Raw genomic sequence first — 24,969 nt, 5'->3', positions numbered from 1 at the left:
CCATCCCGCTCGTTCTCATGCCGCGGCTCGCTCGTTTTGAGTGAGCTCATGCAACTTGACGCTGTATTCGCGCTGCACCTTCTTCTCCAGCGAGGTTGCCATCAAACTGGAGGGCGCGAACCATTGCGATTCAACGAACGGCTCTTCAGACGTGGTTTCAGGACCAAACTTGCCGGAGGCAAAGGTCCGAACGACCGTTACAATGCCGACCACCACGAAGATGCTCATCATGACCAGGAAGAACACGGAGAGCACACCATCAAGGTAGGCGTTCGACAAAGCCGCCTGGGCATTGGCCAATGCTTCGCCGCTCAGTTCACCGGAAGCGATCTGAGCCTGATATTTGGATGCAGTGGCAAAGTAGCTCAGTGGTCCGAAAATCTTCTGGAAATCGGCGGTGAAGGTCACTGCTATGTCCCACGCCAGAGGCACAACCGGAATCCACAGATACTTTTTGTATCCGAGCTTAGCCACGCATACGGTGACGATAACGAAACATGCGGCGGCAAGCAGCTGATTCGAAATGCCGAAGATCGGGACCATGGCGTTGATACCGCCGTTGGCGTCGGAAACGCCCATCCATAGCAGTCCGCCCCATAGTGCGGTGGCGATCAGCGTGGTGATGATGTTGCCCGGCTTCCATGTCGGATCGGCGAACTTCTTGAGTTTGCGCACATTGCCCAGCATCTCACCGATCTGATAACGGGCCACGCGGGTGCCGTTATCAACGGTAGTAAGGATGAACAGGGCTTCGAACATGATGGCAAAGTGATACCAGAATGCCATCGAATCATGACCTCCCAAGTAGGATTTCAGGAAGTTGGCCATGCCCATGGCGAACGTGGTGGCACCGCCGGTACGGGAGACGATGGTTTTCTCGCCGATGTCGGAAGCGGCCTTCTCCAAAGCTTCGGCACCCTCATAGGTCTTGGCGGCACCATTCTCGTCCACGGAGTCCCAAGTGACCTGCATCTGGTTGCCCTCGATGTCGCTGACCTTCATCGAAGAGACCGCTTTGACCGCTGCTTCGGCCTGCTCGGCCGGAGTCGAGGTGGCGGTTACGCTTACACCGGAGACGGCGGTGATCTGGGCGGCGGACATATTGGTGGAGAAGTAGACGCCTTGGGAGATGGTAATTGCTGCAATCAGGGCGATGACGGCGGTGAACGATTCAACAAGCATCGAACCGTAGCCGATCATGCGAATTTGGTTCTCCTTTTCCACGGCTTTCGGAGTCAGTCCGGAACTCACTGCACCGTGGAAACCGGAAAGGGCGCCACATGCGATGGTGATGAATAGGAACGGGAACAGGCTGCCAGAGAAGGTGGGACCGGTGGACTGGGAAGCCAGTTCGGTCAGGCCAGGCACCTTGACAGACGGATTGGCGATGATGATGCCGACCACAAGCAACACGAGTGTGCCGATCTTCATCAGCGTGGACAGATAGTCGCGTGGGGTGACCAGCAGCCAATGTGGCAATGCAGCGGCAGCGAATGAATAGATCACCAGAGCTATGACCAGCTCTTTGGCGTCAAGGGTGAAGACGGCGGCCACAGCAGGAACGGATGCGATCCAACCACCGGCGACAATGTCAAGCACAAGCAGCACGAAGCCAAGCAACGTGGTTTCGATCACACGTCCGGGACGCAGGAAACGCTGGTAGCATCCCATGGCGAGCGCGATCGGAATGGTCATGCCGATGGAGAACACCGCCCAAGGCGAAGCGGCCATGGCCTTGATGGCCACAAGCGCCAGGAAAGCCATGGCAATGGCCGTCATGACCACAAGGAATATGGAAAGAATCATGCCGCCGAACTTGCCCATTTCGTCCGTGGCCATCTGGCCGAGTGAACGGCCACGGCGCTTGGCAGAAATCCACAGGACAAGCATGTCCTGTACGGCGCCGGCGAAGATCACTCCCAGAATGATCCACAATGTAGAGGGAAGATACCCCATCTGGGCGGCCAGAATAGGGCCGACCAACGGACCGGCACCGGAGATGCCGGCGAAATGCTGCCCGAACAGCACACGACGGTCCGTGCGCTCGAAGTTCGCGCCGTCATGTACGCGTTCGGCCGGAGTGGCGTTCGCGTCATCGGTGCGCATGATCTTGATCTGAATGTAGTACGCATAGAAGCGGTAGGCGATGGCGTACGAGCTCAACGCCACCACCAAGAACCAGATGGCGGAAATCCGTTCGCCGCGGGAAACGGCCAGCAAGGTCCATCCACAGGCGCATACGATGGCGATAACGGCCCACAGCAAGGCTTTCTTCCAAGTCCATACCATCTTCGGGCGTACGCCTACAGGTAGGCCCTTCGAATTTCGAATCACACGTACGGCTTCCGCCGGCGTGTAATCATTATTGAATTCCAACTTGCCAGGTGCCGGAACCTGGACTGTTGCGTCGGTCATACTGACCCCTCATACTTCTTTGTAATTTGCCCCGTCGCTATACGAGAAAGGGGCGTTCTCTTCTGCCGTCCATCGGTGACGGCTCCCTTATCTGCTTATGGCATTGTCTGGAAGCGTAATGTCGGTATAAATCAAGGTTATATTCCGTCCCAGCATGTGATCAAAGCCACACTAGTCAAACGCTATGGGAACACCTTCGACATTGAGGTCCGCGCAATTCCACGCATTCTGTGAGAAAATAAACACACTGTCAACAGGAGGTGTTGCGATGGTCGTCAATGAGGCAACGGAACACGCTTTGCCCGACTGGGTTCGCTACGGTGTGTTCTGGCATATCTATCCTCTGAGTTTCTGCGGAGCCGATATCCGCCCTTCAGGGCCCCGCGAGTTCCATGGACGCGGACTGGATTCCATAATCAACTGGCTGGGATATGCACGCGATCTTGGTGCTTCCGGACTGTTGCTGGGACCTATATTCGAATCGGCCACGCACGGATACGACACGCTTGATCATATGCATGTAGACATCCGGCTCGGCGGCGATCACGCATTTGACCGGCTCGCCGAAGCATGCCGGGACATGGGATTCTCACTGATTCTCGACGGCGTGTTCAATCATGTCAGTCGTTCACATCCTGCAGTCACTGCTGCGTTCGATGCGGTCACGAACAGGCTCATACCCCAAGATGTCCCCTGGCAAGGATTGGTGCGCGCAGCTATCGGCGCGGACGGCAAACCTACGCTGGAGGTTTTCGAAGGCCATGATGACTTGGTGGATCTTGACCATGAGGCTCCTCAAACCGTCAACTATGTAACACACGTGATGAATCACTGGCTTGATCGAGGTGCCACAGGATGGCGTCTCGATGCGGCCTACGACGTGCCGGCATCATTTTGGGCGAAGGTGCTGCCTCAAGTCAAAGAGGCACACCCGTATTCATGGATTTTCGGCGAAGTGATTCACGGCGATTATCCGCACATCGTCAAGGAGTCCACTATGGATTCGGTGACGCAGTACGAATTGTGGAAATCGATTCAGCATTCGTTGGAAACCGATAATTTCTTTGAATTGGATTGGAATCTCAAGAGACATAATGTGTTTCTCGATTCGTTCATACCGCAAACGTTCATCGGCAATCACGATGTGACCCGAATCGTCTCTCAAATCGGCGCGGACAAGACTGCGCTGGCTTTAGCGGTTTTGATGACGGTTGGCGGCGTTCCGTCGATTTATTATGGTGATGAACAAGGGTACGTGGGTGTCAAAGAGGAGCGTTTTGGCGGCGACGACGATATCCGGCCGAAATTCCCGCTTTTCCCCAATGAGCTGTCTCGTCTGGGCGAACCGGTGTATCGGCTGCATCAGGCTCTGATCGCATTGCGTCGTCGTCATCCGTGGCTGTTGGATGCACGCACCGAAATGCTGGAGCTGAAGAACAAGCGGTTCGTCTACCGTTCTCACAGCGTTACAGGAGTCGAGTCCATCACTGTGGAACTGGATATTACCGGCACACCGTCGTTTGTCATACGCGATGAGTTCGGAACCGTACTGTACCGCAAGTAGCCAGATACGCAAGCAGCTCGTCCCCGCGCTACACGGCGGACGCATAATACGCAACAAATGTCATTTCAATCCATTCGGGAGGTATCACATGAACGGACCATTCGTCATTCGCCGTATAGGAGACTCCACCGGCGAAGCCACCGTCAGCGACCACGGCGCGCATGTACTGCGCTGGGCTCCCGCCGGCTCGCCCGACGTGGTATGGCAACCGAAATCGATCTTCCTCAAATCCGACAAAGCGATTCGCGGCGGCATACCGATTATCTTTCCCTGGTTCAATTCCGGATACGATATCTCAGGGTTCAAGCGCACCCCGAAGCATGGGTTCGCTCGTATTTCACTATGGCAAGCGGCCGATTCCACCGACACCTCGCTACGGTACGTCTTGGATTCGCAAGCCATTGACGAACAAACACTGGAACAGTTCTACGGCAATGCGCATCCACAATTCCACGCCGAAGTGAATATCGCTGCCGGCGAGACATTGACCGTTGCTTTGACAGTGACCAATACCGGAGATGCCGGATTCGCTTATGAAGCGGCGTTGCATACCTATTTACATGTGGGAAACGCACTGCAGGCACGAGTGCATGGGCTGGACGGCTCTCATTTCCTGGATGCCACGCTGCCGGACTTCCCTGTGGCACGACAGGAAGGCGATGCCACGTTCGCAGGAGATCTGGTGGATCGCATTTATCTGACCGACAACCCGCTGGAACTGATCGATCCGGCACTGGGCCGCACCATCGCAATCTCGTCAGCGGGCGCCACCGGCACCGTGGTATGGAATCCCGGCGAGATCGCCGGTAACGCGATCGGCGACCTTGATGAAGGCGAGTGGCGGGATTTCGTATGCGTGGAGGCAGTAGCGAACCGCGAGCGGCTGATCAATCTCGCTCCGGGCGAATCCCACACACTCGCTCAAACACTGAGCGTGAAGTAGGTGTTCTCTCACGGGAATCCTTTCGGATCCTTCTAGAGATCAGATGGCGGTGTGGCTTTCTCTCATTTAAAGAGAAGGCCACACCGCCATCTAAGCCATGTTTGCCGTTCATGGACTGCCATGTCAACGGCGAACAGCTTGTTTAGCGTCCGCTGCGTTTGCCTGCGGACCTGAACGGTACACGCTTAATTTTGGAATGGCGGCGATGAGGACCTTCCGTATTGCCGTATTTGGCCATCATGCGCCTGTCGTGGCGCTTGGCGGCTTCGCCCCGCTCATCGCTGATAATGCGGTTCTCATTCTTGCGATGAATACGTTTGTCTCCGCTTGCAGTACCTGCAGTGCGAGAGTCCTGTCGATTGTTCTTGCGTCGACGTTCATCGCGCTTGCTGGGATTGCCGCCACGACGTTCTTCGGGATGTTCGAACAGGTAATCACGACGTTCTGCTTGTGGATTGCTCAGACCGGCACGGCGTTCAGCACGGTTTCGGCCTCGCGACTCGGCGACGGCGTTCTTCCCCTTGCGTTCCTGACGTGTCTGGGCACGGCGCTCACCTGTGCTTCGCGCACGCTCTGATGCATTGTCGTGCATGCTATTGGATTCGGCATTCGCATCTGCCTGCGCGGACCGCGCGGCGCGCTCCGCCGCGCGACGGCGACGGCGTTCTTTCTTGCGCGCGTTCTTCTCCTGTTCCAGTCTTCTTTCGCGCTCTTCGCGCTCCTCTTGGCTGAGCGTTCCGAAGGAGCCACGCTTCGCTTGTCCTCCATTGCGGCGACCGCCCACAGGCTGAGACTGCTCCAGACTCCAGCCCTCAACTTTTTCGGCACGCTCACCCACCAGTTCCAGCACTTCAGGCGAATCATGGGTCACCGCAACAGGCTTGGTTTTAATGCCTGCCTGATTGAGCAGACGTCGAGTCTCACGACGCTGCTCGGGCAATACCAGCGTGACCACGTCGCCGGCCTTGCCCGCACGCGCGGTACGGCCGGAACGATGGACAAAGGACTTCGGATCGTCCGGCGGCTCGACTTGGACCACCAGTTCGACGCCACCGACATCAATGCCACGGGCAGCCACATCAGTAGCCACCATAACGTTCACATCGCCACTGTCGAAAGCCGCCATATTACGGTCTCGCTGGTTCTGGTTCAGATTTCCGTGCAACTCAGCTGCGGGGATGCCGCTCTGAGTAAGGTTTTTGGCCAGCTTTTTCGCCTGGAACTTAGTACGGGTGAACAGAATACGCCGCCCTTTACCGGACGCGAGCGTACGCACCAGCTCGTGCTTGTCGGCACGGGTGGTCTCGAATACATGGTGCGTCATCAGATCCGGCTCGCTGTTGGCCGGATCCACACTATGCACCTTGGGATCATGCAAGAAGGTGTTGACCACCTCATCAACCCCATGATCAAGCGTGGCGGAGAACAGCATATGCTGGGCGTCGGGGCGAATCTGCTCCAGCAGTCGCTTCACGGGCGGCAGGAATCCCATATCCGCCATCTCATCGGCTTCATCGATCACCACCACTTCGACGGACGCAAGTGTCAGCGCCTGCTGATGCAGCAGATCCTCCAAACGACCGGGACAGGCCACCACGATGTCCGCTCCGGCCTTCAGATCGCGGATCTGACGAGCGTATTTCACACCGCCGTAAACGGTGGTGGTGGTCATCCCGTACGTGCGGGCAAGCGGCTGCACCACGTCATTGATCTGGTTGGCCAACTCTCGTGTCGGAGCAAGTACCAGTCCACGCGGATGAGGTAGGAAATCGTCGGCGCGACGTTCCTCAAGACGCTCCTGACGGCGGCGTTTCATTTCGCGACGGAACTCAGCCATCGCTACCTCGCCAAGGGAATCATACGAGCCCAAACGGGCTACGAGCGGGATGGAGAAAGCCAACGTTTTGCCGGAACCGGTACGGCCACGGCCGAGCACGTCACGGCCGGCAAGGGAATCCGGCAAGGTATCGGCCTGAATCGGGAATGCGGTCTTTTTCCCATCTTGGGCAAGCGAGCGGACCAACGGGCCGGGCACCCCAAGTTCGCCAAAAGTTACCGGGCGGTCCTGCGCGTCGCCCGCTTCCTCTTTGTTCGTCATGGCGGTCGTCACAGCATCAACAGCGTCATCTAAATCGTTATAGGGCACAGCGGCCTTTCTCATGGTATAAGTACGCACGGTATCGCGTAAGAAATGTAAACCACATGAGCCTAGCCCAAGCCCCCTACTTTGTGCCACTCGTCTATGATTTCCCGTCGCATGATGCGATTACGGCTCCCCCTTGCCAAACAGATAATCCCACGGCGCAGGTCGCTGGAACCACACCGTGGGATTAGGTTTTGTCGGCATCGCGTGAACGATGGCCTATCGTGACGTGATATTCGCTATATTCGCTATATCCGCTACAGAATATCCGGATCGTTCTTTTCGATGGTGCCGGTGGCCTTGCCGATGGCCTTGAGACCATGGTAGGCGATCAGAATCACGATCGTGCCGATGGCGATGCCATTGAACGAAATGCCGTTGACGGTGAACGCGAACTGTCCGATGGCGATGATCATCGTAATGGCAGCGACCATGATGTTGAGCGGCTTATCGAAGTTGACCTTGTTCTCAACCCAGATACGAATGCCGATCATGCCGATCATGCCATACAGCAGCGTGGTCACGCCACCGAGCACGCCGGCGGGAATCGTGTTGATCACAGCACCGAACTTCGGGCACAGGCTCAGGATGAGCGCGAACGCGGCGGCGCACCAGTAGGCGGCGGTCGAGTACACCTTGGTGGCGGCCATCACGCCGATGTTCTCACCATAGGTGGTGGTGCCGGAGCCTCCGCCGAAACCGGCGAGCGTAGTACCCAAGCCGTCAGCCATCAATGCGGTGCCGATCTGGTTGTCGTAGTCGCGGCCGGTCATCTGTGCCACGGACTTGACGTGGCCCACGTTCTCGGCCACAAGCACAAGCACCACAGGAATGAACATGGGCAGAATGGAGAAATCAGCCTGCGGCAGATGGAACTTCGGGAAGCCGATCCATCCGGCGTCGGCGATGGCGGAGAAGTCGACCTGACCGCGGATGCAGGCATAGACGTAGCCGATAAGTACGCCAATCAGGATGTTCAATCGGCCGATCAATCCCTTGAACAGCACAGCTACCAGCAACACAGCCAGCAAAGTCACGACGGCGGTATCGGGCGCGGCCTGGAAGTTGGTCCATACGGAAGGTGCCAGATTGAAGCCGATTATGGCCACGATGGCACCGTTGACAACCGGCGGCATGATGATGTCAATCCACTTGGCACCAGCGTAATGTACCAGCACACCGACCAAAGCCAGCAGGATACCGGTGATCATAATGCCGAAGCTGGCAACCGCAATGCCCTTGTTCGCCGTGGTCACGGCGGTAATCGGGGCAATGAATCCGAAGGATGAGCCGAGGTAGCTCGGCAACACGTTCCTGTTGATCAGCAGGAACAGCGCAGTGGACATGGCCGTAAAGAACAGCGTGGTGGACGGATCGAAGCCCGTGAGAATCGGCACCAGGAAAGTGGCACCGAACATGGCGATCACGTGCTGGGCACCAATGCCGGCGGTGCGCACCCAAGTCAGACGCTCGTCAGGCTCAACCACCTCACCCGGCTGCAGCTTCTTGCCGTCGCCATGCAAGGACCATGTGAACAGGTTCTTCATAACTGAACTCCTTTTGGTTCTCTCTCGCGGAAGACCTCTATACAACCGTCGCCCGCGCATCGTGTGTCATTGTATCCTGTTCACCGACTCCGCACGTTTCGCGCCTCTGCCGCCCATGCCACCCAATGCTCATCGGATGCCGGCCAATTGACGAGCTACTTGCCGTAATACTCCAACAAATGCGGATCCACAGTGCGCACCACATCCACCAAATCGCCATTGGACAGATACGGTCGCTTGAACTCGCGCCACGGCTCCACCTTGACCTCCCATCGCCCGGTCTCCTCATCCAGCACGGGACGGGCGGTCTGCTCCCAGCGCACACGTTTGGAAGTGCGGCCGGTTTCGGGATCACGACGCGTGTAGTGCAGACAGGTGCAGTTGGTGATCTTCCAATCATCCGAATCGGCGCGATGCAGGAACTCCTCATCCGAAAGATCCTCGATGGTCAGCATCAGCGCGAGCATGAAGTCGCCATGCGTGACCATCACGACTGATTCGGCGTCCGACTTGCGGCTCAACGATGTCAGGACATTATGCACACGGTCCTCGGCCACGTCCGCAAGCGACTCACCCGCCGGTGGACGCCAGTAAAGCGGATCCGTGTTTTTGAACATCCAATTGCGGGCGTAGTTGTTCTTGAACTCAGCTTTGGTTATGGTGTTGATCTCCCCCCATGAACGTTCTCGAATCACACGATTTTCTTCCCACTTGGCCTTGGGAAGGGCCATAGTGGCGGCCGTCTCTCGCGCACGCACGTATGGCGAAACCATGTATCGATCAAAGAGTTGCTGCTGATTCACAATCCAACGGCCGATGCAATCGGCTTGCTTGCGACCGGTGGCGGTAAGTCTCCAGGATCGATCAGGGACAGTCACATTGTCCTGCGTATACAGAGACTCATCACCCTGCTCACCCGCCTGAACGATGACGTTCGCCTCAGACTCCCCATGCCGAATCACATACAAATCAAGCGGCATGCTCATGTCAATTCCTCATTTCTTTGCTACCTCTTTGTTACCGTTGCGGCAATTCCGAGGTTCGACGCCGCGAAGCCGGTTTCACATGGCTTTCACTCTTCCACATGCGAACCTCGCTCCATACATGGCCGACTACCATCTGCGGGCCAGGCCAAGCATGGAAACGCCCGGACTCGATGCCCTCCACCATATCCGAAACGCGCGGGCTTCACATGGTTCAGCCCTCAGCCGAAGCAAAGAATTCACCGGCAGTTCAGCCTCGGCTCGGCAATCGTTCCGGGCTCTCGGTCTGGAATGAAACCGAAACGCACTACGATGGGGAAGTATGGGGAATAATTCAAATATCGACCGTTCGTGGCTCACTTCCGCCAAGGAAAGCATCAGCCAGTGGTCGTACATCATGTTGAAGGATGCAGATAACAACGATATTGATTGGGATTGGGTGCGTTCGCTCGATCTGGAACATGGCATCGGCGTAGCGAAGCCGGAAGATCTGGAGCCGGGAGCCGACTCAAGCGTACATGATCTGCTGAAGGCGGATCTTGCGATTCGCGACCGCTTGGAAGCGATCATTGCGAAGATGAGCATGGTGTTCATGCGTGACTTTGACCGGCATATCAAGACCTATGAGTTGCCGCGCGCACTGGCGTACGCCAATCGACGTTTAAATGATCAGATCGTGCTGCTTCGCGATCGCGGCGTGGCAGAAGGACTATGGACCATCACCGACGAGGATCGCCAACGCGTGACCGTACCGGTGCTGACCGCCGTCAAGGATGGTGTCGTCGTTGATGACATTCAGGATCACACCGCGGAAATCGTCAACGCCCGCGCCGAACAACGTAAAACCGACCGTGCGGCTCGTGATGCCGCGCGCCACCATCGTCAGATGGCTTTGTTTGACGCCGACGAAGTGAAATACGGATCCGTGGAGGCGGGCCCCGACGAATCCGCGCCGGCCGACTCCAGTTCGGACGCCGGCAGCCCGGATTATCTGGTTGAAGGCCAACCGGTAATCAATGACGACAATCCCGCAGTGCCCGGCACCGAGCAGGTTGCCGTGGACGAAACCGCAGTTTCGGAGCCGAGTTTCGCACGATTCCGCCACGCCGCCGCTCAACATGTGGCATCACGACAGAGTGCGGAAGCCAAAGAATACTGGCGCGCGGTGTTTCTGCCCGGCCGCGACGTAGACAAGGTCATGGGCATCGACTTGGAGACCAACGGTACCGAACCCTACCGTACCTATATCATCGATGTCGGTTTCGAATACATGAATATGAAGTCGCCGCGTCCCACCGATGCGTCTGCCGGATACCACTACGACAAGGATTACTATCAGGATGGCGACGCTTACGATCAGCATCGTTTCTCGTTCGGCGTAACTCCGGAAGCGGCGCGTCACGGCAATCCATTCATCATCCAGCTGACCGGCATTGATGTGAGCCAGCGAGTCGGCGACGAATATCCGCTGTTCGACGAGGATGCTCAGGCTCAGGCCGATCTGCTGAATCGTTTGACCTCACAACCATTCGTGGCGCATATGGCTACGTTCGAGCACAGCTTCTTCATGCTCAACGTTGCCGGGTATGCGGAAGCATATCGCAATGGTCACGTGACCATTATTGACACCCTGCCGATGAGCCGCCTGTGGGATGAAGGCTCGATTCCATGCGAAGGCCATCCGGATGGCGACAATACTCTCGACGCCTACGCCAAACGACAGGGCGCGCTGCGCGAGGACGATGCCGAACGCCACTTGGGCCTTGAAGATACGCACATCATGCTGCTGGCGATGAAGCATCATCTGACGCAACTCAAAGCTGAGGCACGAGGCCCTTGGGGACCTGATGGCAAGGCTGGCGTGGGAGGCAAGCGCATCACCAAGAAGCGTCATTTCGTGCGTCATGAGCGCCGCACGCCGATATACGACTAGAAAACCTGCGCTGACATTAACCGTTGGGGCTGGAATATGTGATGCTGGACACACTCAAGGCCGTTTGGCCAAGCTTACAGTCCAGCATCACATATTCCAACCCCGACTTCCGTACACAACGAACGTTGTCACAAAGAGCACATCAGAGTCTGAAACCTATCAGCCAACTTAGCTTTTATGCGGCATATCGGTTTCAGTATCAACGATGATGGTCACTGGGCCATCGTTGACCAAGCCCACTCGCATATGAGCGCCGAAGCGACCTTCTCGAACCGGCACTCCCCCAGATCTGAGGGCTTCATTGAACTTGATCCACGTGATATCCGCGTGCTCGGGTTTTCCGGCTTTGATAAAGCTAGGGCGATTGCCTTTATGCACATCGGCGTACAACGTAAACTGTGAAATCGAGAGAATCTCACCGCCGATATCTTGAATCGAACGATTCATCTTGCCCTGCTCATCCTCGAAGACACGCAGATTCAATACCTTGTGGGCCAACCATGCCACTTCGGCGTCTCCGTCTTCATCTGAGACACCGACCAGAATCATGTAGCCAGGCCCGATCTGCTGCGGCTCGAATGTAGGGTCAAGGGTTCCCAGCTCGTTGACGACGTCCACGCTGGCGTGGCTTACCCGCTGAATCACAATACGCATAGCCCGATTATGCCACCTTCGTGAATCAGAACATATCCGGCTTCCGGCGAGCGCGGCGGACGTGACTGATACGCTTGCATTGAATGGTTTTCACAACGTCATCGTCGCCTTGTTTGCGGTTCATCACAGGCGCTCATAGAGAGCAGGAATCATGGCATCGGATAAACATGGCACCATCGCATCAACCAATACCCCCGGTCATCATGATACTTATGCCCGCAACAGTGCTCGCGGCTCCAACAACGAATGGTCATGGGCTGTAATCTGCGGATTCTTCAGCGTAATTGGCGCGATCATGCTGGTGGTCAATATCATATCTCTGGTCGATGAGGTGCGGCTTCGTGCGGATTGCACGGAATTGACTGATGGGATTGTAACGCAGCTGGTGTTCAACCCCGCCGACGAGTCCGATGAGGATTCCTCGGATACGTGGACGCCCGTGTTCCGCTACAGCGCCAACGGACAGACGTACGAGCAAAAGTTTTCGATAGCGACGTCTCCGCCACGATATAAGGTCGGGCAGGCTGTTGCGATATTGTATGATCCGGAAAATCCAAGCCGTTACGTGGTCAAAGGCGATAATACCGCTCTCGCATTATGCGCCATTCTGTTGGTTATGTGCACCGGCTTCACAGCTGTACTGCCTATAGCTCTGTTGATCCGGAAAGCCAATAATCCCAGCAGCAATGGAACCTCTGGCGTCCACGGCACAAAGGAACCCTTCAAGCCGAATGTTTCGCCTCGCCCTTCACAGAAGCATGCGGACACATCTTCCATGCTCAGCGGCAAAGAACCATCTCAATTGCCGTATTGAATAAGGAAAAATCGAGAGCAGAGGTTATTCACTGCGCTTGCGAGAGGCTGGCGGTGACTTGCTGTTCCACGCGGTCGTAAGCGTTGGACAGAATCATATTGCCCGGCACAGTGGCCAACAGGAACGCCAGTATCGCGGCAATGGCGGATATGACGATCCCCTTGATGATTTTGGCTACAATTTTAAAGACGACATATGCCACAACAGCACCAATGACGATGCTCAACGCCTTTTGCGCGGCATCCGGCAGGTTCCCATACCATACAGCCACTCGATCCAATGCCGATAAATCCAGATTCGTCACATCGATGTTGGTCAGGTCGATATCCGTCATATTTCCTCCCCTTGCGGTGTCGATCGTCGCTTCATTCTTCCCTATCCCGCTGAGAAACCAGGCTGTTCGTGAACCATCATCGCATTCCCCGCACAATCGGTCATGCAATCGTTCCGCGCGCTCATCTGTCCTCATACGTTTGTCTGTCGTTACTCCCCTTCTCACGCGGATAGGCATCCTACGAATATGCGCTATCTTGGTAGAAGCAAAGACATGCGCTATAGCGAGAGGATTCACTCGGTCCCATTGCTCATTGCCGTGAATCGCCAATGCGGCAATTGCTGTAACGACGCTATTGACATTCGACAAGCGAGGATTGTTGCCATGACGAATACAACGACACCAGACAAGGATTCGCAGACGAACAAAACCGGCAAGGAGCGGATTTACCCCGAAGTAGGCGCGGCGCTGCTCAAAGCGCGTAAGGAATGCGGCATGACACAGCAGCAGTTGGCCGATGCCACCGGCGTCTCACGCATCACCATTCAGCGCATTGAGCAGGCGCATATCAATCCGTCGTTCAAAACGTTGGAGGCACTGGCCCACGGCATGGGTCGGACACTGACCATCAGTTTCGACGCATGATGGTCAGTGCACGACGGCAATGCGATCCGCAATGGTCACCAGCGACCGAATGATCAGAGAATCGTCTTACGTCCCGTCGCCTCGCAGATGGCCGGTTTGGCGGGAAGCCGCCTGAGTACCAGCAGATTGCGGACGGCGAAACCGATGGCGACGATTCCGGCCAGATAGAACCACGGATTGTTGGCAAACGTAAAGTACGGAGAGGCCAGAGCCCACATGTTGGTAGGAAGGAACGAATTCACGGTACCGAGGAGGATGATCCAGGCGAGGGTCCAGCTGGCGCCAATGCGGGTGCCTCGCTTTTCCCAGTAGAGTCCAGGACCGATGGCCATGACAATGTTGGTGAAGATGTACCACTTGAACATGCATGGATCATCCAGGAAGACGCGGAACAGGTTCACACATGTCCAAGTGATGAGAACGGCTCCGACGATACGTCCCACCGCGGCTTTGACCGGCACACCATCCGGATAGAGGTGCCCGAAGATATCTTCACGTTCTACGGTGACGCATTTGACGAGGTTGTACACCTCAAAGCACACCCACACCACTTCAGCGATCGAGGCAGCGACGAACAGCCAGAATCCGTCGGTTCTGACCGCCGCCAAAGCGAAGACGATAACCCCCATAAAATCGATGGCGAAATAATAGGCATGCATGTACAGCGGGTAGGGCGCGCTTCGTTCGGCCCGGACCAGTCGGAAGCTCCAGATGTATTCCAAGAATCCGATAGCGAAGGTGACTGCCGCGACCGCGACAGTCAACGCAAATCTGGGATTGGATGTGCTGAAGGAATAGACGAACTGGTCAATGGTATATGTATCCGGATAACTGGCGAACCAGTGGTTGAGAAAATCAAGCATGACAGCCTCCTTGTTGGTTGTTTCTGGAATTGTTATTCTGCCGAGTCCGCCTCTCTACGGGCGCGGGCGTACGGTCGGCAACGTATGCGCGAGCCACACCGCGCGAACGGAACATGCGACACATAGGACACCGATGGCGTAGTAAGCCGGCGTATCCAACGGCGTAATCAGCGTGGTGAAGAAGCCGATGCCCTTAGGCGCGAAAGTGAAGACCGTACCGAACAGTGTCGCCCATGCCAGCAATATGGTTCCGGGCTCACGCACGCCGAATTCTTCGGAGCGGAAGTGCACCATGAGCGCAAGAATCGCATTGGTGGAGGCCATGAGGATTAGACACATCACATCACCGATGATCAGACGGATGCAGCAGAACAGCAACGCACCAATTGCATACCCGGCGACGCCTCGCATCCATGCCGAGCGTTCCGAAATGACACGACCGGCGTAATACCCGCCCCAGATCTCCTGCCGCTCGTTCCTCACGGACTGGTAAAGCGAGAAGATCTCGATGAGCACGAAGCACATACAGCCAACGCATAGCACCTCGAACAGCCAATAACCGATCTCCACGAACCACTGGTGGAACAGCAGCGAGAACGTGATGTCGTGGCCGAAATACCAGCAATGCATCCAGAAATAGAACGGACAACGCTGGTTCCTGACCTGCATGGACATGCTTGCCCCGTATTGCACGAATCCGAATCCATAGGTGATGAATGCCGCGGTCACCGCGAACATCGGATTCGCGTAGATGACCTGCATGACCTGATCGATGGTGTACATCAGACTCCCGTCCCTTCCTCGATTGTGTCGCCGACATGCATTTCGCAGGCCGCATCACTGTTGACTATACGCGTCAAGTTTTGACGCGAAGCGAGTCGAACGATAAGCTGGATCGTCAGAGCGTATGGTCGGGCATATCCCGGAGGAACGAGAGCAGAAACAGGATCGGCCACCACATTCAGTTAGCGAAGGGAGAGCGGGCATGGTAAGGCCAAGAAACGAGGAGATGCGATCAGGCATCGCGGATACCGCATTCTCACTGTTCCATGAGGTCGGCTATACGCATGCCAGTTACACACTTCTTGCCGAACGTTGCGGCATCACCCGCGCATTGGTGCAATACCATTGGCCCAAGAAGGAGCTGCTCGCCGTCGATTCCATGACCCGTCTCCTTGGCGAGACCATCAAGCAACTCGGTCTGCCGAATCACGGCACCGACAATCCATCAGCGGACGCCGCAAAGCTCGTGTCCATCGGCACTCATTTCTTCTCCATCCTGATAGAGGACAAAGGATGGCGTCAATTCCTGCTGGACATACTCAAAAGCCGCGAGCTCACCGAACAGGTGCTCGCCTTCAACGCGCGGTGGGCGTTCACCTACATCGGGCAGGAGCCCCGGGACGGGGCGTTCGAGGAGGTCGTGGTCAGCATGGGTGGATTTTACGAATTACTGTATTACCGGCTCAAGCACAATAAGAGCATTGATGTCAAGCCACGATTGGAAAAAGTAGTCAACGAATTCATGCAAACGCTCGACTACGCCAATGCATCCGAACAATAATTCCGAATCCGCATTTATTTGGCCTCAGACACATCGAATATAAGCTCGACGCCTATCGGTCTTTTTCACCCTGCCTTGTTGCGGATATTCAAACACAGCGCATGGTAGTCCATTTGACCACTTGACGGACCGACCGACGGTCTGTATGGTTAGAGGAAGAAATCGAAAGGAAAACTTCATGGCACGCAATATGCACCCCGAAGAAACCGAGCGAAGAATCCTCGATTCCGCCCGCCGCCTCTTCGCCGAAAAAGGCTACGAAAAGACATCCATCCAAGACATTCTGAACGACCTGAATCTTTCCAAGGGCGGCCTCTACCATCACTTCAAATCAAAGGAGGCGATTCTCGACCAGCTAAATGACGACGAGTGGGCCGTTGCTTCACATCTTCTTGACGAGCTCATCGGCCGCAAAGACATGAACGCACTTGAGAAGTTGCGCACGCTCCTTGTCTCCGCCGTGGACGCCCCCGACCATCTGGATCTCGTCCGTTCTCAGCTGGAGCTTCTCAAGGATCCTGCGTTCTTCACCGCGAACATGCGATTCTGGTCAACGAAACTTCCGGAATACTTCCTTTCAATCATTGAAATGGGAGTGCAGGACGGTTCCATTCCGACAACGTACCCTAAGGAGGCAGCGCAATTACTCGCGCTCCTCGGCAACTACTGGCTCATGCCCTGCTTCTACCCCGCAGACCGCGATGAGCTGGAACACCGTATCCGTTGCCTCACCACGATGCTGAACGCCATTGGAGTACCGGCATTCGACGAAGCCCTTATCTCACAGGCCGTCAAGGGCCTTACCGCTTTGATGCCAGAGGAAGTCGCGAAGTCGGTATAAAAGGTATTGCACTCAAGTGCAATACCTACCAAATCACTGTGCCTAGTTGATGGGACGTTGCTGCATCTTCCGTTGCAGAAATTTTTTTCATCAATACAGACCGACGGTCGGTTTTTAATGCTACTGAAAATTACCGGGAAGGAATCCACAATGACAAACACATCCGAAAGCAAACCCCAAGCACAACAGCAAAGCCGATCCACTAACCCCTTGCACGTACGCGACTTCTATCTGCTCGTCGCAGGTCTCGGCATATCGCTTTTCGCCAATCTCATGTTGCGGTTCGCCATGTCCATGTGGGTGCTTGACGAGACCGGCTCGGCGGCGGCGTTCGCATCCATCCTCACTGCGAGCATCATGCCCACGATTCTGCTCTCGCCTCTTGGTGGCGTGGTGGCGGACCGTATGAATCGCCGGACCGTTATGGTTGCGCTCGACGCTCTCTCCGCCATAACGGTGCTTATCTGCGTCGCAATCTTCTCAGCGGTCGGATTCAATCTGGCGGCAATCGCCGTGATGCAAGTGGTGCTCGCCGTACTCGACGCCATGGAGACGCCCACGGTACAGGCGGCGTTGCCTCAGATGTTCCGATCCCACGGTGAGGATGTGATGCGTCGCGCGATGGCCGTGGTGAACGTGGTGAACCAGACGAGCACGCTCGTGCCGGCCGTGCTCGGCGGCGTGCTCTACGCAGCGGTGGGTGCCATGCCAATGATGGGCATCACCATCGCGGGATTCGGCACGGCCGCCGTCGTGGAGTGCTTCATCCGGCTCGGCACCCCCGAACACGATGACGATGGGCGCACCTCGGCCCTTGACGATCTGCGCGCGGCTGGACGCCTCCTCACTCGCGAGCGTCCCCATGTACTGCATCTGGTGTTGATCTGCGCCGCACTCAACTTTCTGGTGACGGGCTATGCGGAAGTCGGCTTTCCTTACATGGTGCGGACCGTGCTGGGGTTCGACTCCACGGCATACGGTTTTGCATACGGTCTCGTGGGAGCGTCGGGTCTGCTCGGCGCGCTCGTCGGAGGACAGGCCGCAAAGTCGCTTGCCATGAGGCGATTCCCGATCGCGATCGCCACCTTCTCGCTCACCATCCTGCCGCAGGCGCTCGTCATGGCGCTTCCCGCCGGCGATGGAGTGCGCCTTGCGGTGCTCACGGCGAGCACCTGCGGAACCATGGCCGCCATCACCCTCGCGAACCTTATCGCCGTACCGGCGATCCAGATGGGCTGTCCCGAGGACATGACCGGCAAGGTGATGTCGCTCGCGCTCTCCGCAAGCATGTGCGCCCAGCCTCTCGGACAGATCACATACGGCTGGGCGTACAGCGTCTACCCGGCGGGAGCGGTCCTAGCGATGACTTTCGTGCTGGCCGTTGCCATGTTGCCATTGGTCGCACACGTAGCGCGGAGGTTCTAGGACATGCTCCCCATCCAAGGCCATGACACTACCCGGCAATCACTTCTTAGCCTATTGATGAAAGCTTGAACGCGACGCTTTGCATGAGGTTTTCAAATACTATGACATTTCAATCCTCGCCCTCCGCAAGGAGGGTGACTTGGCCGAGTTCAAGTTCAATGTGTCGAAAGGCAAGTAGCCGACCATAGAAAACGGCTTAAAACGGCGGTTTTCCAACGTTTCCGATGTCTCGGAGCGTGCGGAAACCGCCGTTTTTCGATTCTTGGAAAATGGCCGATCATGCCCCGTATCTGGCCGTTTGTGGCCGGGGTAGTGTGCCCATAGAGTGCCCTTTTTGAGGGGTGCTGGCGGCGGATGCTCGAAGGCGCTCCCGACAAAGGGAGGAACATATGGCAACGACCGGAAGGCGGCGCACAAAGGGCGCGGGCAGCATCATCCAGCGCGCGGACGGAAGGTGGGAATTCCGTCGCGAGATCGGCCGCGACCCCGCCACGGGCAAACGCCGCTACATTTCGGCCAAGGGGCGCACCAAGGCCGACGCCCGTGAACGCTTCGACGCAAAGATCGCGGAGATGGAACGCACCGGACTATTGCCCGGCGCGAAGTCACCGTATCTGAAGGACTACGCCGAGCGATGGCTGGAGGAATACCGGCAGAACGTGAAGCCGACCACCTACCGGTCAACCGCAGGGCGCATCAAGGCGTGCATGGAGGTTGTCGGTTGCGTGCGTCTGACCGATCTGACCGCCGATCATATCCGCAAGTGCATGCGTGTGCTGTCCAAGAGGCTCGCTCCCTCCACGCTCAAGGGCCATTTCGTGAGTCTGAAGATGATGCTCGACCAAGCCGAGCTTGAAGAGCTCATCCCCATCGACCCGTGCCGCAGGGTCAAGCCGCCGCGCGTGGAACCCGCCGAAACGCGGATACTGTCGCCCGATCAGCCGAAGAAGCTGATCGAGGCCGTACCCAAGCGCGGTGCGAAACGTCGAGGCTCACAGCCCGCCGGGGACGTGGACGAATCGTGGATGCTCTTGTTCGAGCTTGCGTTCGCGGCCGGCATGCGCGAGGGCGAACGGTACGCGCTCATGCCCTACGAGCTGGAGCGGCGCGACGGCGTGCCCGGCATCAACGTATGCCAGCAGATACAGGAATACGGCAAGCCCGGCGAAGTGGAGATACCCGGATGGCTCAAAGCCGAGCACCTGTACGGCATCCTGTGGCTCACCACACCCAAAACCAGAACCGCCCACAGGTTCGTGCCTATCAGCGAAAGTCTGTGGGAACGACTGCACACCCGCATCGACCGCCTCGGTATCAAACCGCGCGACCTCATCTTCACTAACTCGCGCGGCAACCCCGTGCGCAGCTCGACGGAACGCTACAACTGGAACAAGGCGTTGAAGGCCGCAGAACTGCCATCAGTCACCATCCACAGCGCCCGCCACTGGACGGCTAGCATGACAGCCCGCGCCAACATGCCCGACGACGCACGCACCGCCATCATGGGCCACACCAGCATCAGCATGACCAACCACTACACCCACAGGGATACGGCAAGCCTCGCCAAACTCCTCGGCCAAGCCATACCCGACCTGCACGACGACACGGATGTCATCGATGTCCAAGTCATCGACGAAGCCGCGTAAACGCAAAAAGCCCCGGCGCTCAGGACGAGCGGCCGGGGCCTTTCGATGACAAGACGAGAACGACGCTAATGTCTGCGATGCTTCGTGCGTATGCGCTTCTTCATGCGCCCGCACTCTTTGACTCCCCAAATGGTGAACAGGACGGCCGGAACCGCCATGATGAGCATGTACGGGGCAACGATGCAGACAAGCGCCATCACTGCGGACAATACGCCCAATATGCACACCAGCACCACGAACGACCAATAATAGAGCCGTGAAACCGGCTTGCCGGCAGATGTCTCGAACGTCTTCGGCATCGGCTTAACCGACTGGCCGGCTTCCGGCGACTTTTTTGCGTCGGCGCTCGCCGGCGTTTCATCTGACCGCGCGGCGTCGTATGCGCGCGCCGCCTTGACGACGGATTCCATACGATCGCGATCTTCCTTGGTCATGACGGTATGGGAGGAATGAAGGAATGTCTGGGCGGTGCGCCACGGCGAGGGCCTGCCGTCAAGTTTCGACTGCACCGCCAGCGTCGCACGGCAGTCCTCCAGAGCGTCGTGCGCGTGATACCGGTATCCGCATTCCGCCGCAGCCTTCTCCAGCTTGTAGTAGGGCGTGGAATGGTACCGGCGTCCGTACTCGCGCATGGTGTCCACGACCTTGCTTCTGTCCAGCCGCAAGCCCAACTCTCCGAGAAACGCAAGATCGAAGTCGGCGTTGTACACACATACCTGCTGCGCCCGGTCGAAAATGTCCTGAACCGTTTGCAGATCATCCTCTATGGATGGTTTGCCGGCCACCTGCGTGGGGCTGATTCCGTGGATACGCTGCGCCTCCGGCCATGAATCGTGATACTTCGGCCGGTACAGGTTGTTGAGCAGCGCATTGCCGTACCCGTCGATGATGGACAGTTGCAGAATCTCGTCATACTGCGGCTGCAAACCCGTGGTCTCGGTATCCAAAATGATTCGTTCGATCGGCTCCTCCGCCGCAATCTTCCGTTTGCCCTCGACGAGCCTGCAACTGAGATAAGCACCCGCGCCGATATCCGACGCCTTCCACTCCCACGAGAACGACCGCACCTTACAACCCTCCAACGGTTGCAAGGCCGCATACGCGGCACGGGCCTGCGCCCCGACCTCGAACACGACCCCACCCTTGCTGTCACGCAAAACAAAATGCGGCTTACGCCCCTTGGGCTGAGGAACGCTCTCCACGCTACACACGCCAAAACGCCGACTGCCGGAAGGATCATCGGGCACCACCACCGCATTGACGCCGACATTGAACACGACCGTCCCATGCAGCTTATCCCGCCCACGCTTATACGCAGCCTTCGCCATAGCCAACCTCCTCAAACAACAAGCCGAGCCACACCGCGCGACCTCAACAACACAAACAATAACAACACCCCGCGCTTGCCAACATTAGAAAGCGCGGGGTGCTGCTCGGCTAGAGAATGTCTTTGGCGGCCTCATCGGCCGGTTTGTCTAAATAATCGGGAACTTTGGCGCTCTCTTGAATTCTCCGAAGTAATTCCTGACTCAGTTCCAAAGTTGTGTATTCGGATAGGGAGTATCCGCGTTCCGCTTTTTGGGCTTCTTCCTCTGTCAGCGATCCGAGAACGACGAGAGCTTCGATTGGCGAGCGATCGAAGGCCCTCGCGATGGCGATGGCGTCGTCGGAGATGAAAGCATCTTCTGTCCATTTGCGATGGAACGTCGCGGAGGTCATGCCGACTTTCTTGGCAATTTCGCGGTTGCTCATATTGCCGCCGGTGATCTCTTCAATCCATTTTGTGAATGCGCTCATGTTTACCTCCTAACTACTTGTCTCATTTATTAAACATACCGTATCAAACACGGTTTGACAACTGTTTCATCTGTGGTACAGTCTGTCTAGAAAGTTGAACACAGCGATTAAGGAGTGAGACATGGATGGGCTGATGATTTCCCCAAAGTTTCTTGCCTCATTAGAAGAAGACCGCAATCTCAGCCATACGGCATTTATTGCAGCGTGTGGCCTAACCGATGAACGTTATCGAGAGTTAGTCAATGGCAGGACTCCATCAGCGCTGGAAATCATCAAGATCGTCTCCGGCTTTCGTCTGACCGACGGTGTGCCAATGGTGCCGCGCTCGCAGAAGGCGGTGTTGCAATGAGCGTCGAAACCATGAGTGCGGACGCCCTGAAGGACATGAGCCGCGTGCCGTTGGGCGAACGTTTGGCATGGACGCCGGCGCAGGCCGCACAGGTGTACTCGCTCGACTACAAGGGCGTCCTACTGGCCATCCGCAACAAAGACCTCGACACGTTCCCCGCCGTCACCCGCTACGGCCTGTCATCAACCAAACGCATGGTCACGCGAGACGCGATGGACCGCTGGATCAGAAGCATGGAGGAATAACCATGGACAGCAATATCGCCGTCACCGCAGAACGGCTCGACTACCTCATGGGCCGCACCCGTGACCCGTGGCCGGTGGACAACCCCCAACCAGAAGAGGCGACGAAATGAGCGAGTCCGATCGTGAACCCGTATTGCTGTCCTCTCTGGAGACGTTGCAGCACAATCTTCAGGACGCCGGCATGCTGCGCATGAAGACGCTGCTGTGTTCGGAGACCGCCGTGCGTGAGGCGCTGGGAGACTCCGAATACAGGCGAATCTCGGAGAAGTTGGACAAGCGTGCGTTGCTGGCGCAGCTCGACGCGGTGTCCCTGTTTCTTCTACAAGTCCTTGGTCTTGTTTCGGTCGGTGAGGGCGAGGGTGATCTGCTGAGCGCCGAAACCGATGTAATGGACGGCGCGGGCGAGTTTCCTCACCTCTTCGCTTTCTGCATGATCCCGGAGCCACGCGGCGCTACTGGTTCCGAAACGGAGATTATCGAGAGCTTCGTTAAGCGCCTCTCGTTGTGTCTGCACTGAAATTCTTCCTTTCCCCGCTGTCGCGCGGATTGTTTCGGTTGGCACCCTCAAGCCTACCGGCGACGGGGAAAGGGCCTTACTTCTGAAAGGAACCCTCATGATCTGGTTTATTATCTCCATCGTCCTGCTGCTCTTCAGCACCGTCGTCACCGGCGTCGCGCGCTCCCATGACGTCAAGGGGGCCGGCATCGGCCTTATTCCGGGCCTTGTCGGCTTGCTGCTGCTGATTCCCGCATGCCTGTACTCCGTGGACGTGGGCGAGGTCGCGGTCATCCGCAACATGGGCGGCAGTCTGGCCGGCCATTCCGAAGACGCGGGCTTCCATTTGAAGACGCCGTGGCAGAGCGTCATCAAATACGACACCCGCAACAACCTCATCAACTTCTACAAGGACACCGATTACAAGTACGACGGCGGCAGCGCGGTCGGCAAGCAGGTCACCGTCAACGACAAGAGCGGCGCTTCCGCAGACATCGACATCCAAGTCAACTACAGCCTCGACCCGAGCGCCGCCGAATACCTGTACTCGGAGTACGGCAAACAGCAGACGTTCACGCAGAACTACATCAGCAACGACCTGCGCTCCGTGGCCCGCGAGCAATCCGGCCGGTTCGACACCCTGACGATGCTCACCAACCGAGGCGAATACACGAAGGCCGTACAGGAGGCGTTGGCCGCGAAATGGAAGAAGATCGGCCTGACCGTCGAACAGGTCAGCGTGCAGGACGTGCGTTACGGCGACGAGATCGTCAAGAAGTACAACGAGGCGCAGGCGGCCGAGATCGACAGGCAGAAGGCGTTGAACGAGCAGGAAGTCGCCAAGACCGAGGCCGAGACCAAGAAGATCAAGGCGCAGGGCGAGGCCGACGCGAACGCCGTGCTCAACGAAAGCCTGACCGACAACGTGCTCAAACAGCATTACATCGACGCGCTGTCCAACGCGGATCAGCTCGTCGTCGTCCCCGACGGCGCTGACACGCTCGTCCAGACCAAGTAAGGGCGGCGGTCATGTTCAAGCGTTATCCGTACACGATCGGCCTCACGGCCGTCGTCTCGTTCATCTGCTGCATAGCGTGGCTGCTCACGCATGAGGCGTGCATGCACCCGCTCGGCAACGGCTTGGCCGCGTGGTGGGCGTTTATCGTCGTGCCCACCTTGTTCATCGCCATCGCCGAGGAAGCGGGGGATGAGGCGTGAACGTCCCCGTGCTGACCATCTAAAAGGCTTGCCCGCCATCATTGCATTCCCTTCCAATATGGCGGGCGGCGACAAGGAAAAGTCGTTAACACCACCTCTCTCAAACCCCGCGCGTCGCCGGCTCCCCACATTTTTCCGGCGGCGTGCGGTACGGGCGGGCAGGTTCGCCCCCGGCCAAGATCGGCGCAGTGGTGGCGTCGGCAACCAGCCGGGACGTGGTTCGATTCCACGGCCGTCCACTGCGATCGCGTCAACGTCGCCCCCTCGCACGCCACTGACAGGACACGCGGAATGCCCGTGCGAGCGGGGAGCGATGGACACGGCAGGCCCCGACTCCTGAGGCCGCACCACCGAGTCCAGCGCGACCGCAACCCACATACTCCGACAGAAAGGAACGCGCACATGGTGCATCAGCCGCCACCGGACGAATACGACCACAGGGAAGAGGGATGCAGCCTGTTCGAGTGGCCCCTGAGCGACGAGGCGCTGCACATGGGAGCCGGCCAGCTCTTGGACTCGCTCATCGACACGATCCGCCGGCTCAACAGCGACCCGCAATGGGATCGCACGCTGATCTTCCCCCGCTTCGGCGACGTGGTCGTCGATCGCG

25 protein-coding genes are annotated in these 24,969 nt (G+C 57.3%); 15 read left to right on the top strand and 10 right to left on the bottom strand.

Going from position 1 to position 24,969, the window contains the following annotated elements; genetic code table 11:
- Positions 1–15 precede the first annotated feature (15 nt).
- Positions 16–2,415: a carbon starvation CstA family protein gene (locus G1C97_RS03805; RefSeq protein WP_169240629.1), complete on the bottom strand. Its 2,400-nt coding sequence runs from the start codon at positions 2,413–2,415 to the stop codon at positions 16–18.
- A gap of 268 nt (positions 2,416–2,683) precedes the next feature.
- Between G1C97_RS03805 and G1C97_RS03800 the strand changes: the two genes are divergently transcribed.
- A complete protein-coding gene (locus tag G1C97_RS03800; RefSeq protein ID WP_169240628.1) occupies positions 2,684–3,979 on the top strand; it encodes an alpha-amylase family protein in 1,296 nt (431 codons plus the stop codon).
- An 88-nt stretch (positions 3,980–4,067) separates the two neighbouring features.
- Complete coding sequence (locus G1C97_RS03795; protein ID WP_169240627.1) at positions 4,068–4,922, top strand: D-hexose-6-phosphate mutarotase; 855 nt, start codon at positions 4,068–4,070, stop codon at positions 4,920–4,922.
- A 142-nt stretch (positions 4,923–5,064) separates the two neighbouring features.
- Here G1C97_RS03795 and G1C97_RS03790 read toward each other — a convergent pair whose 3' ends face one another.
- The 3 genes from G1C97_RS03790 to G1C97_RS03780 form a co-directional block, all read right to left on the bottom strand.
- Entirely contained in the window at positions 5,065–7,068 is a 2,004-nt protein-coding gene (locus tag G1C97_RS03790) for a DEAD/DEAH box helicase (protein ID WP_417852203.1), read from the bottom strand.
- Positions 7,069–7,322: 254 nt separating this feature from the next.
- The gene (locus G1C97_RS03785; protein ID WP_169240625.1) at positions 7,323–8,612 is read right to left on the bottom strand and encodes a uracil-xanthine permease family protein; all 1,290 of its coding nucleotides are present in this window, start codon (positions 8,610–8,612) and stop codon (positions 7,323–7,325) included.
- A gap of 155 nt (positions 8,613–8,767) precedes the next feature.
- Positions 8,768–9,598, bottom strand: a complete 831-nt coding sequence (locus tag G1C97_RS03780; protein WP_100495569.1) for a histidine phosphatase family protein — start codon at positions 9,596–9,598, stop codon at positions 8,768–8,770.
- A gap of 319 nt (positions 9,599–9,917) precedes the next feature.
- On the opposite strand from G1C97_RS03780, the gene G1C97_RS03775 reads away from it, so the two are divergent.
- On the top strand, positions 9,918–11,528 hold the full coding sequence (locus G1C97_RS03775) for a PolC-type DNA polymerase III domain-containing protein (protein WP_169240624.1): 1,611 nt from the start codon (positions 9,918–9,920) through the stop codon (positions 11,526–11,528).
- A gap of 168 nt (positions 11,529–11,696) precedes the next feature.
- Here G1C97_RS03775 and dtd read toward each other — a convergent pair whose 3' ends face one another.
- A complete protein-coding gene (dtd, locus tag G1C97_RS03770; protein ID WP_169240623.1) occupies positions 11,697–12,182 on the bottom strand; it encodes a D-aminoacyl-tRNA deacylase in 486 nt (161 codons plus the stop codon).
- A gap of 151 nt (positions 12,183–12,333) precedes the next feature.
- Between dtd and G1C97_RS03765 the strand changes: the two genes are divergently transcribed.
- Positions 12,334–12,996 carry a DUF3592 domain-containing protein gene (locus tag G1C97_RS03765; RefSeq protein ID WP_169240622.1) on the top strand — a complete coding sequence of 221 codons (663 nt, stop codon included), beginning with the start codon at positions 12,334–12,336 and terminating at the stop codon, positions 12,994–12,996.
- A gap of 28 nt (positions 12,997–13,024) precedes the next feature.
- Here G1C97_RS03765 and G1C97_RS03760 read toward each other — a convergent pair whose 3' ends face one another.
- Complete coding sequence (locus G1C97_RS03760; RefSeq protein ID WP_169240621.1) at positions 13,025–13,639, bottom strand: hypothetical protein; 615 nt, start codon at positions 13,637–13,639, stop codon at positions 13,025–13,027.
- A 15-nt stretch (positions 13,640–13,654) separates the two neighbouring features.
- On the opposite strand from G1C97_RS03760, the gene G1C97_RS03755 reads away from it, so the two are divergent.
- Positions 13,655–13,915, top strand: a complete 261-nt coding sequence (locus tag G1C97_RS03755; RefSeq protein WP_169240620.1) for a helix-turn-helix transcriptional regulator — start codon at positions 13,655–13,657, stop codon at positions 13,913–13,915.
- Positions 13,916–13,968: 53 nt separating this feature from the next.
- Here G1C97_RS03755 and G1C97_RS03750 read toward each other — a convergent pair whose 3' ends face one another.
- A complete protein-coding gene (locus G1C97_RS03750) occupies positions 13,969–14,778 on the bottom strand; it encodes a hypothetical protein (RefSeq protein WP_169240619.1) in 810 nt (269 codons plus the stop codon).
- Positions 14,779–14,832: 54 nt separating this feature from the next.
- Positions 14,833–15,561, bottom strand: coding sequence for a hypothetical protein (locus tag G1C97_RS03745; protein WP_169240618.1), 729 nt, complete (start codon positions 15,559–15,561; stop codon positions 14,833–14,835).
- A 202-nt stretch (positions 15,562–15,763) separates the two neighbouring features.
- Here G1C97_RS03745 and G1C97_RS03740 point away from each other — a divergent pair, with 202 nt between their 5' ends.
- From G1C97_RS03740 to G1C97_RS03725, 4 genes are all read left to right on the top strand, one after another.
- A complete protein-coding gene (locus tag G1C97_RS03740) occupies positions 15,764–16,342 on the top strand; it encodes a TetR/AcrR family transcriptional regulator (protein ID WP_169240617.1) in 579 nt (192 codons plus the stop codon).
- Between the two features lie 178 nt (positions 16,343–16,520).
- Entirely contained in the window at positions 16,521–17,183 is a 663-nt protein-coding gene (locus G1C97_RS03735; RefSeq protein WP_169240616.1) for a TetR/AcrR family transcriptional regulator, read from the top strand.
- Between the two features lie 150 nt (positions 17,184–17,333).
- The gene (locus G1C97_RS03730) at positions 17,334–18,608 is read left to right on the top strand and encodes an MFS transporter (protein ID WP_169240615.1); all 1,275 of its coding nucleotides are present in this window, start codon (positions 17,334–17,336) and stop codon (positions 18,606–18,608) included.
- A 389-nt stretch (positions 18,609–18,997) separates the two neighbouring features.
- Positions 18,998–20,254 (top strand): tyrosine-type recombinase/integrase, encoded by a 1,257-nt coding sequence (locus G1C97_RS03725; protein WP_169240614.1) that lies wholly within the window; start codon positions 18,998–19,000, stop codon positions 20,252–20,254.
- A gap of 65 nt (positions 20,255–20,319) precedes the next feature.
- Here the strand turns inward: G1C97_RS03725 and G1C97_RS03720 are convergent, their stop codons facing one another.
- Positions 20,320–21,582 carry a 3'-5' exonuclease gene (locus G1C97_RS03720; protein WP_169240613.1) on the bottom strand — a complete coding sequence of 421 codons (1,263 nt, stop codon included), beginning with the start codon at positions 21,580–21,582 and terminating at the stop codon, positions 20,320–20,322.
- 109 nt (positions 21,583–21,691) lie between these two features.
- Positions 21,692–22,051, bottom strand: coding sequence for a hypothetical protein (locus G1C97_RS03715; protein ID WP_169240612.1), 360 nt, complete (start codon positions 22,049–22,051; stop codon positions 21,692–21,694).
- 121 nt (positions 22,052–22,172) lie between these two features.
- On the opposite strand from G1C97_RS03715, the gene G1C97_RS03710 reads away from it, so the two are divergent.
- From G1C97_RS03710 to G1C97_RS03685, 6 genes are all read left to right on the top strand, one after another.
- Positions 22,173–22,400, top strand: a complete 228-nt coding sequence (locus tag G1C97_RS03710; protein ID WP_169240611.1) for a hypothetical protein — start codon at positions 22,173–22,175, stop codon at positions 22,398–22,400.
- A complete protein-coding gene (locus tag G1C97_RS03705) occupies positions 22,397–22,645 on the top strand; it encodes a DNA-binding protein (protein ID WP_240950997.1) in 249 nt (82 codons plus the stop codon). Before G1C97_RS03710 ends, G1C97_RS03705 begins: the two co-directional genes overlap by 4 nt.
- 106 nt (positions 22,646–22,751) lie before the next feature.
- Complete coding sequence (locus tag G1C97_RS03700) at positions 22,752–23,162, top strand: hypothetical protein (protein WP_169240610.1); 411 nt, start codon at positions 22,752–22,754, stop codon at positions 23,160–23,162.
- 97 nt (positions 23,163–23,259) lie between these two features.
- Positions 23,260–24,159, top strand: coding sequence for a prohibitin family protein (locus tag G1C97_RS03695; protein ID WP_169240609.1), 900 nt, complete (start codon positions 23,260–23,262; stop codon positions 24,157–24,159).
- An 11-nt stretch (positions 24,160–24,170) separates the two neighbouring features.
- Positions 24,171–24,359: a hypothetical protein gene (locus tag G1C97_RS03690; RefSeq protein WP_169240608.1), complete on the top strand. Its 189-nt coding sequence runs from the start codon at positions 24,171–24,173 to the stop codon at positions 24,357–24,359.
- A gap of 402 nt (positions 24,360–24,761) precedes the next feature.
- Positions 24,762–24,969 (top strand): hypothetical protein (locus G1C97_RS03685; RefSeq protein ID WP_169240607.1); only part of this gene is annotated, 208 nt, incomplete at its 3' end.

This window comes from Bifidobacterium olomucense, from assembly GCF_012932375.1.
GTDB classification, from domain to species: Bacteria; Actinomycetota; Actinomycetes; order Actinomycetales; family Bifidobacteriaceae; genus Bifidobacterium; species Bifidobacterium olomucense.
The sequence above is the reverse complement of the archived record's forward strand: the minus strand, read 5'-3'. Positions and strand labels throughout refer to the sequence as shown.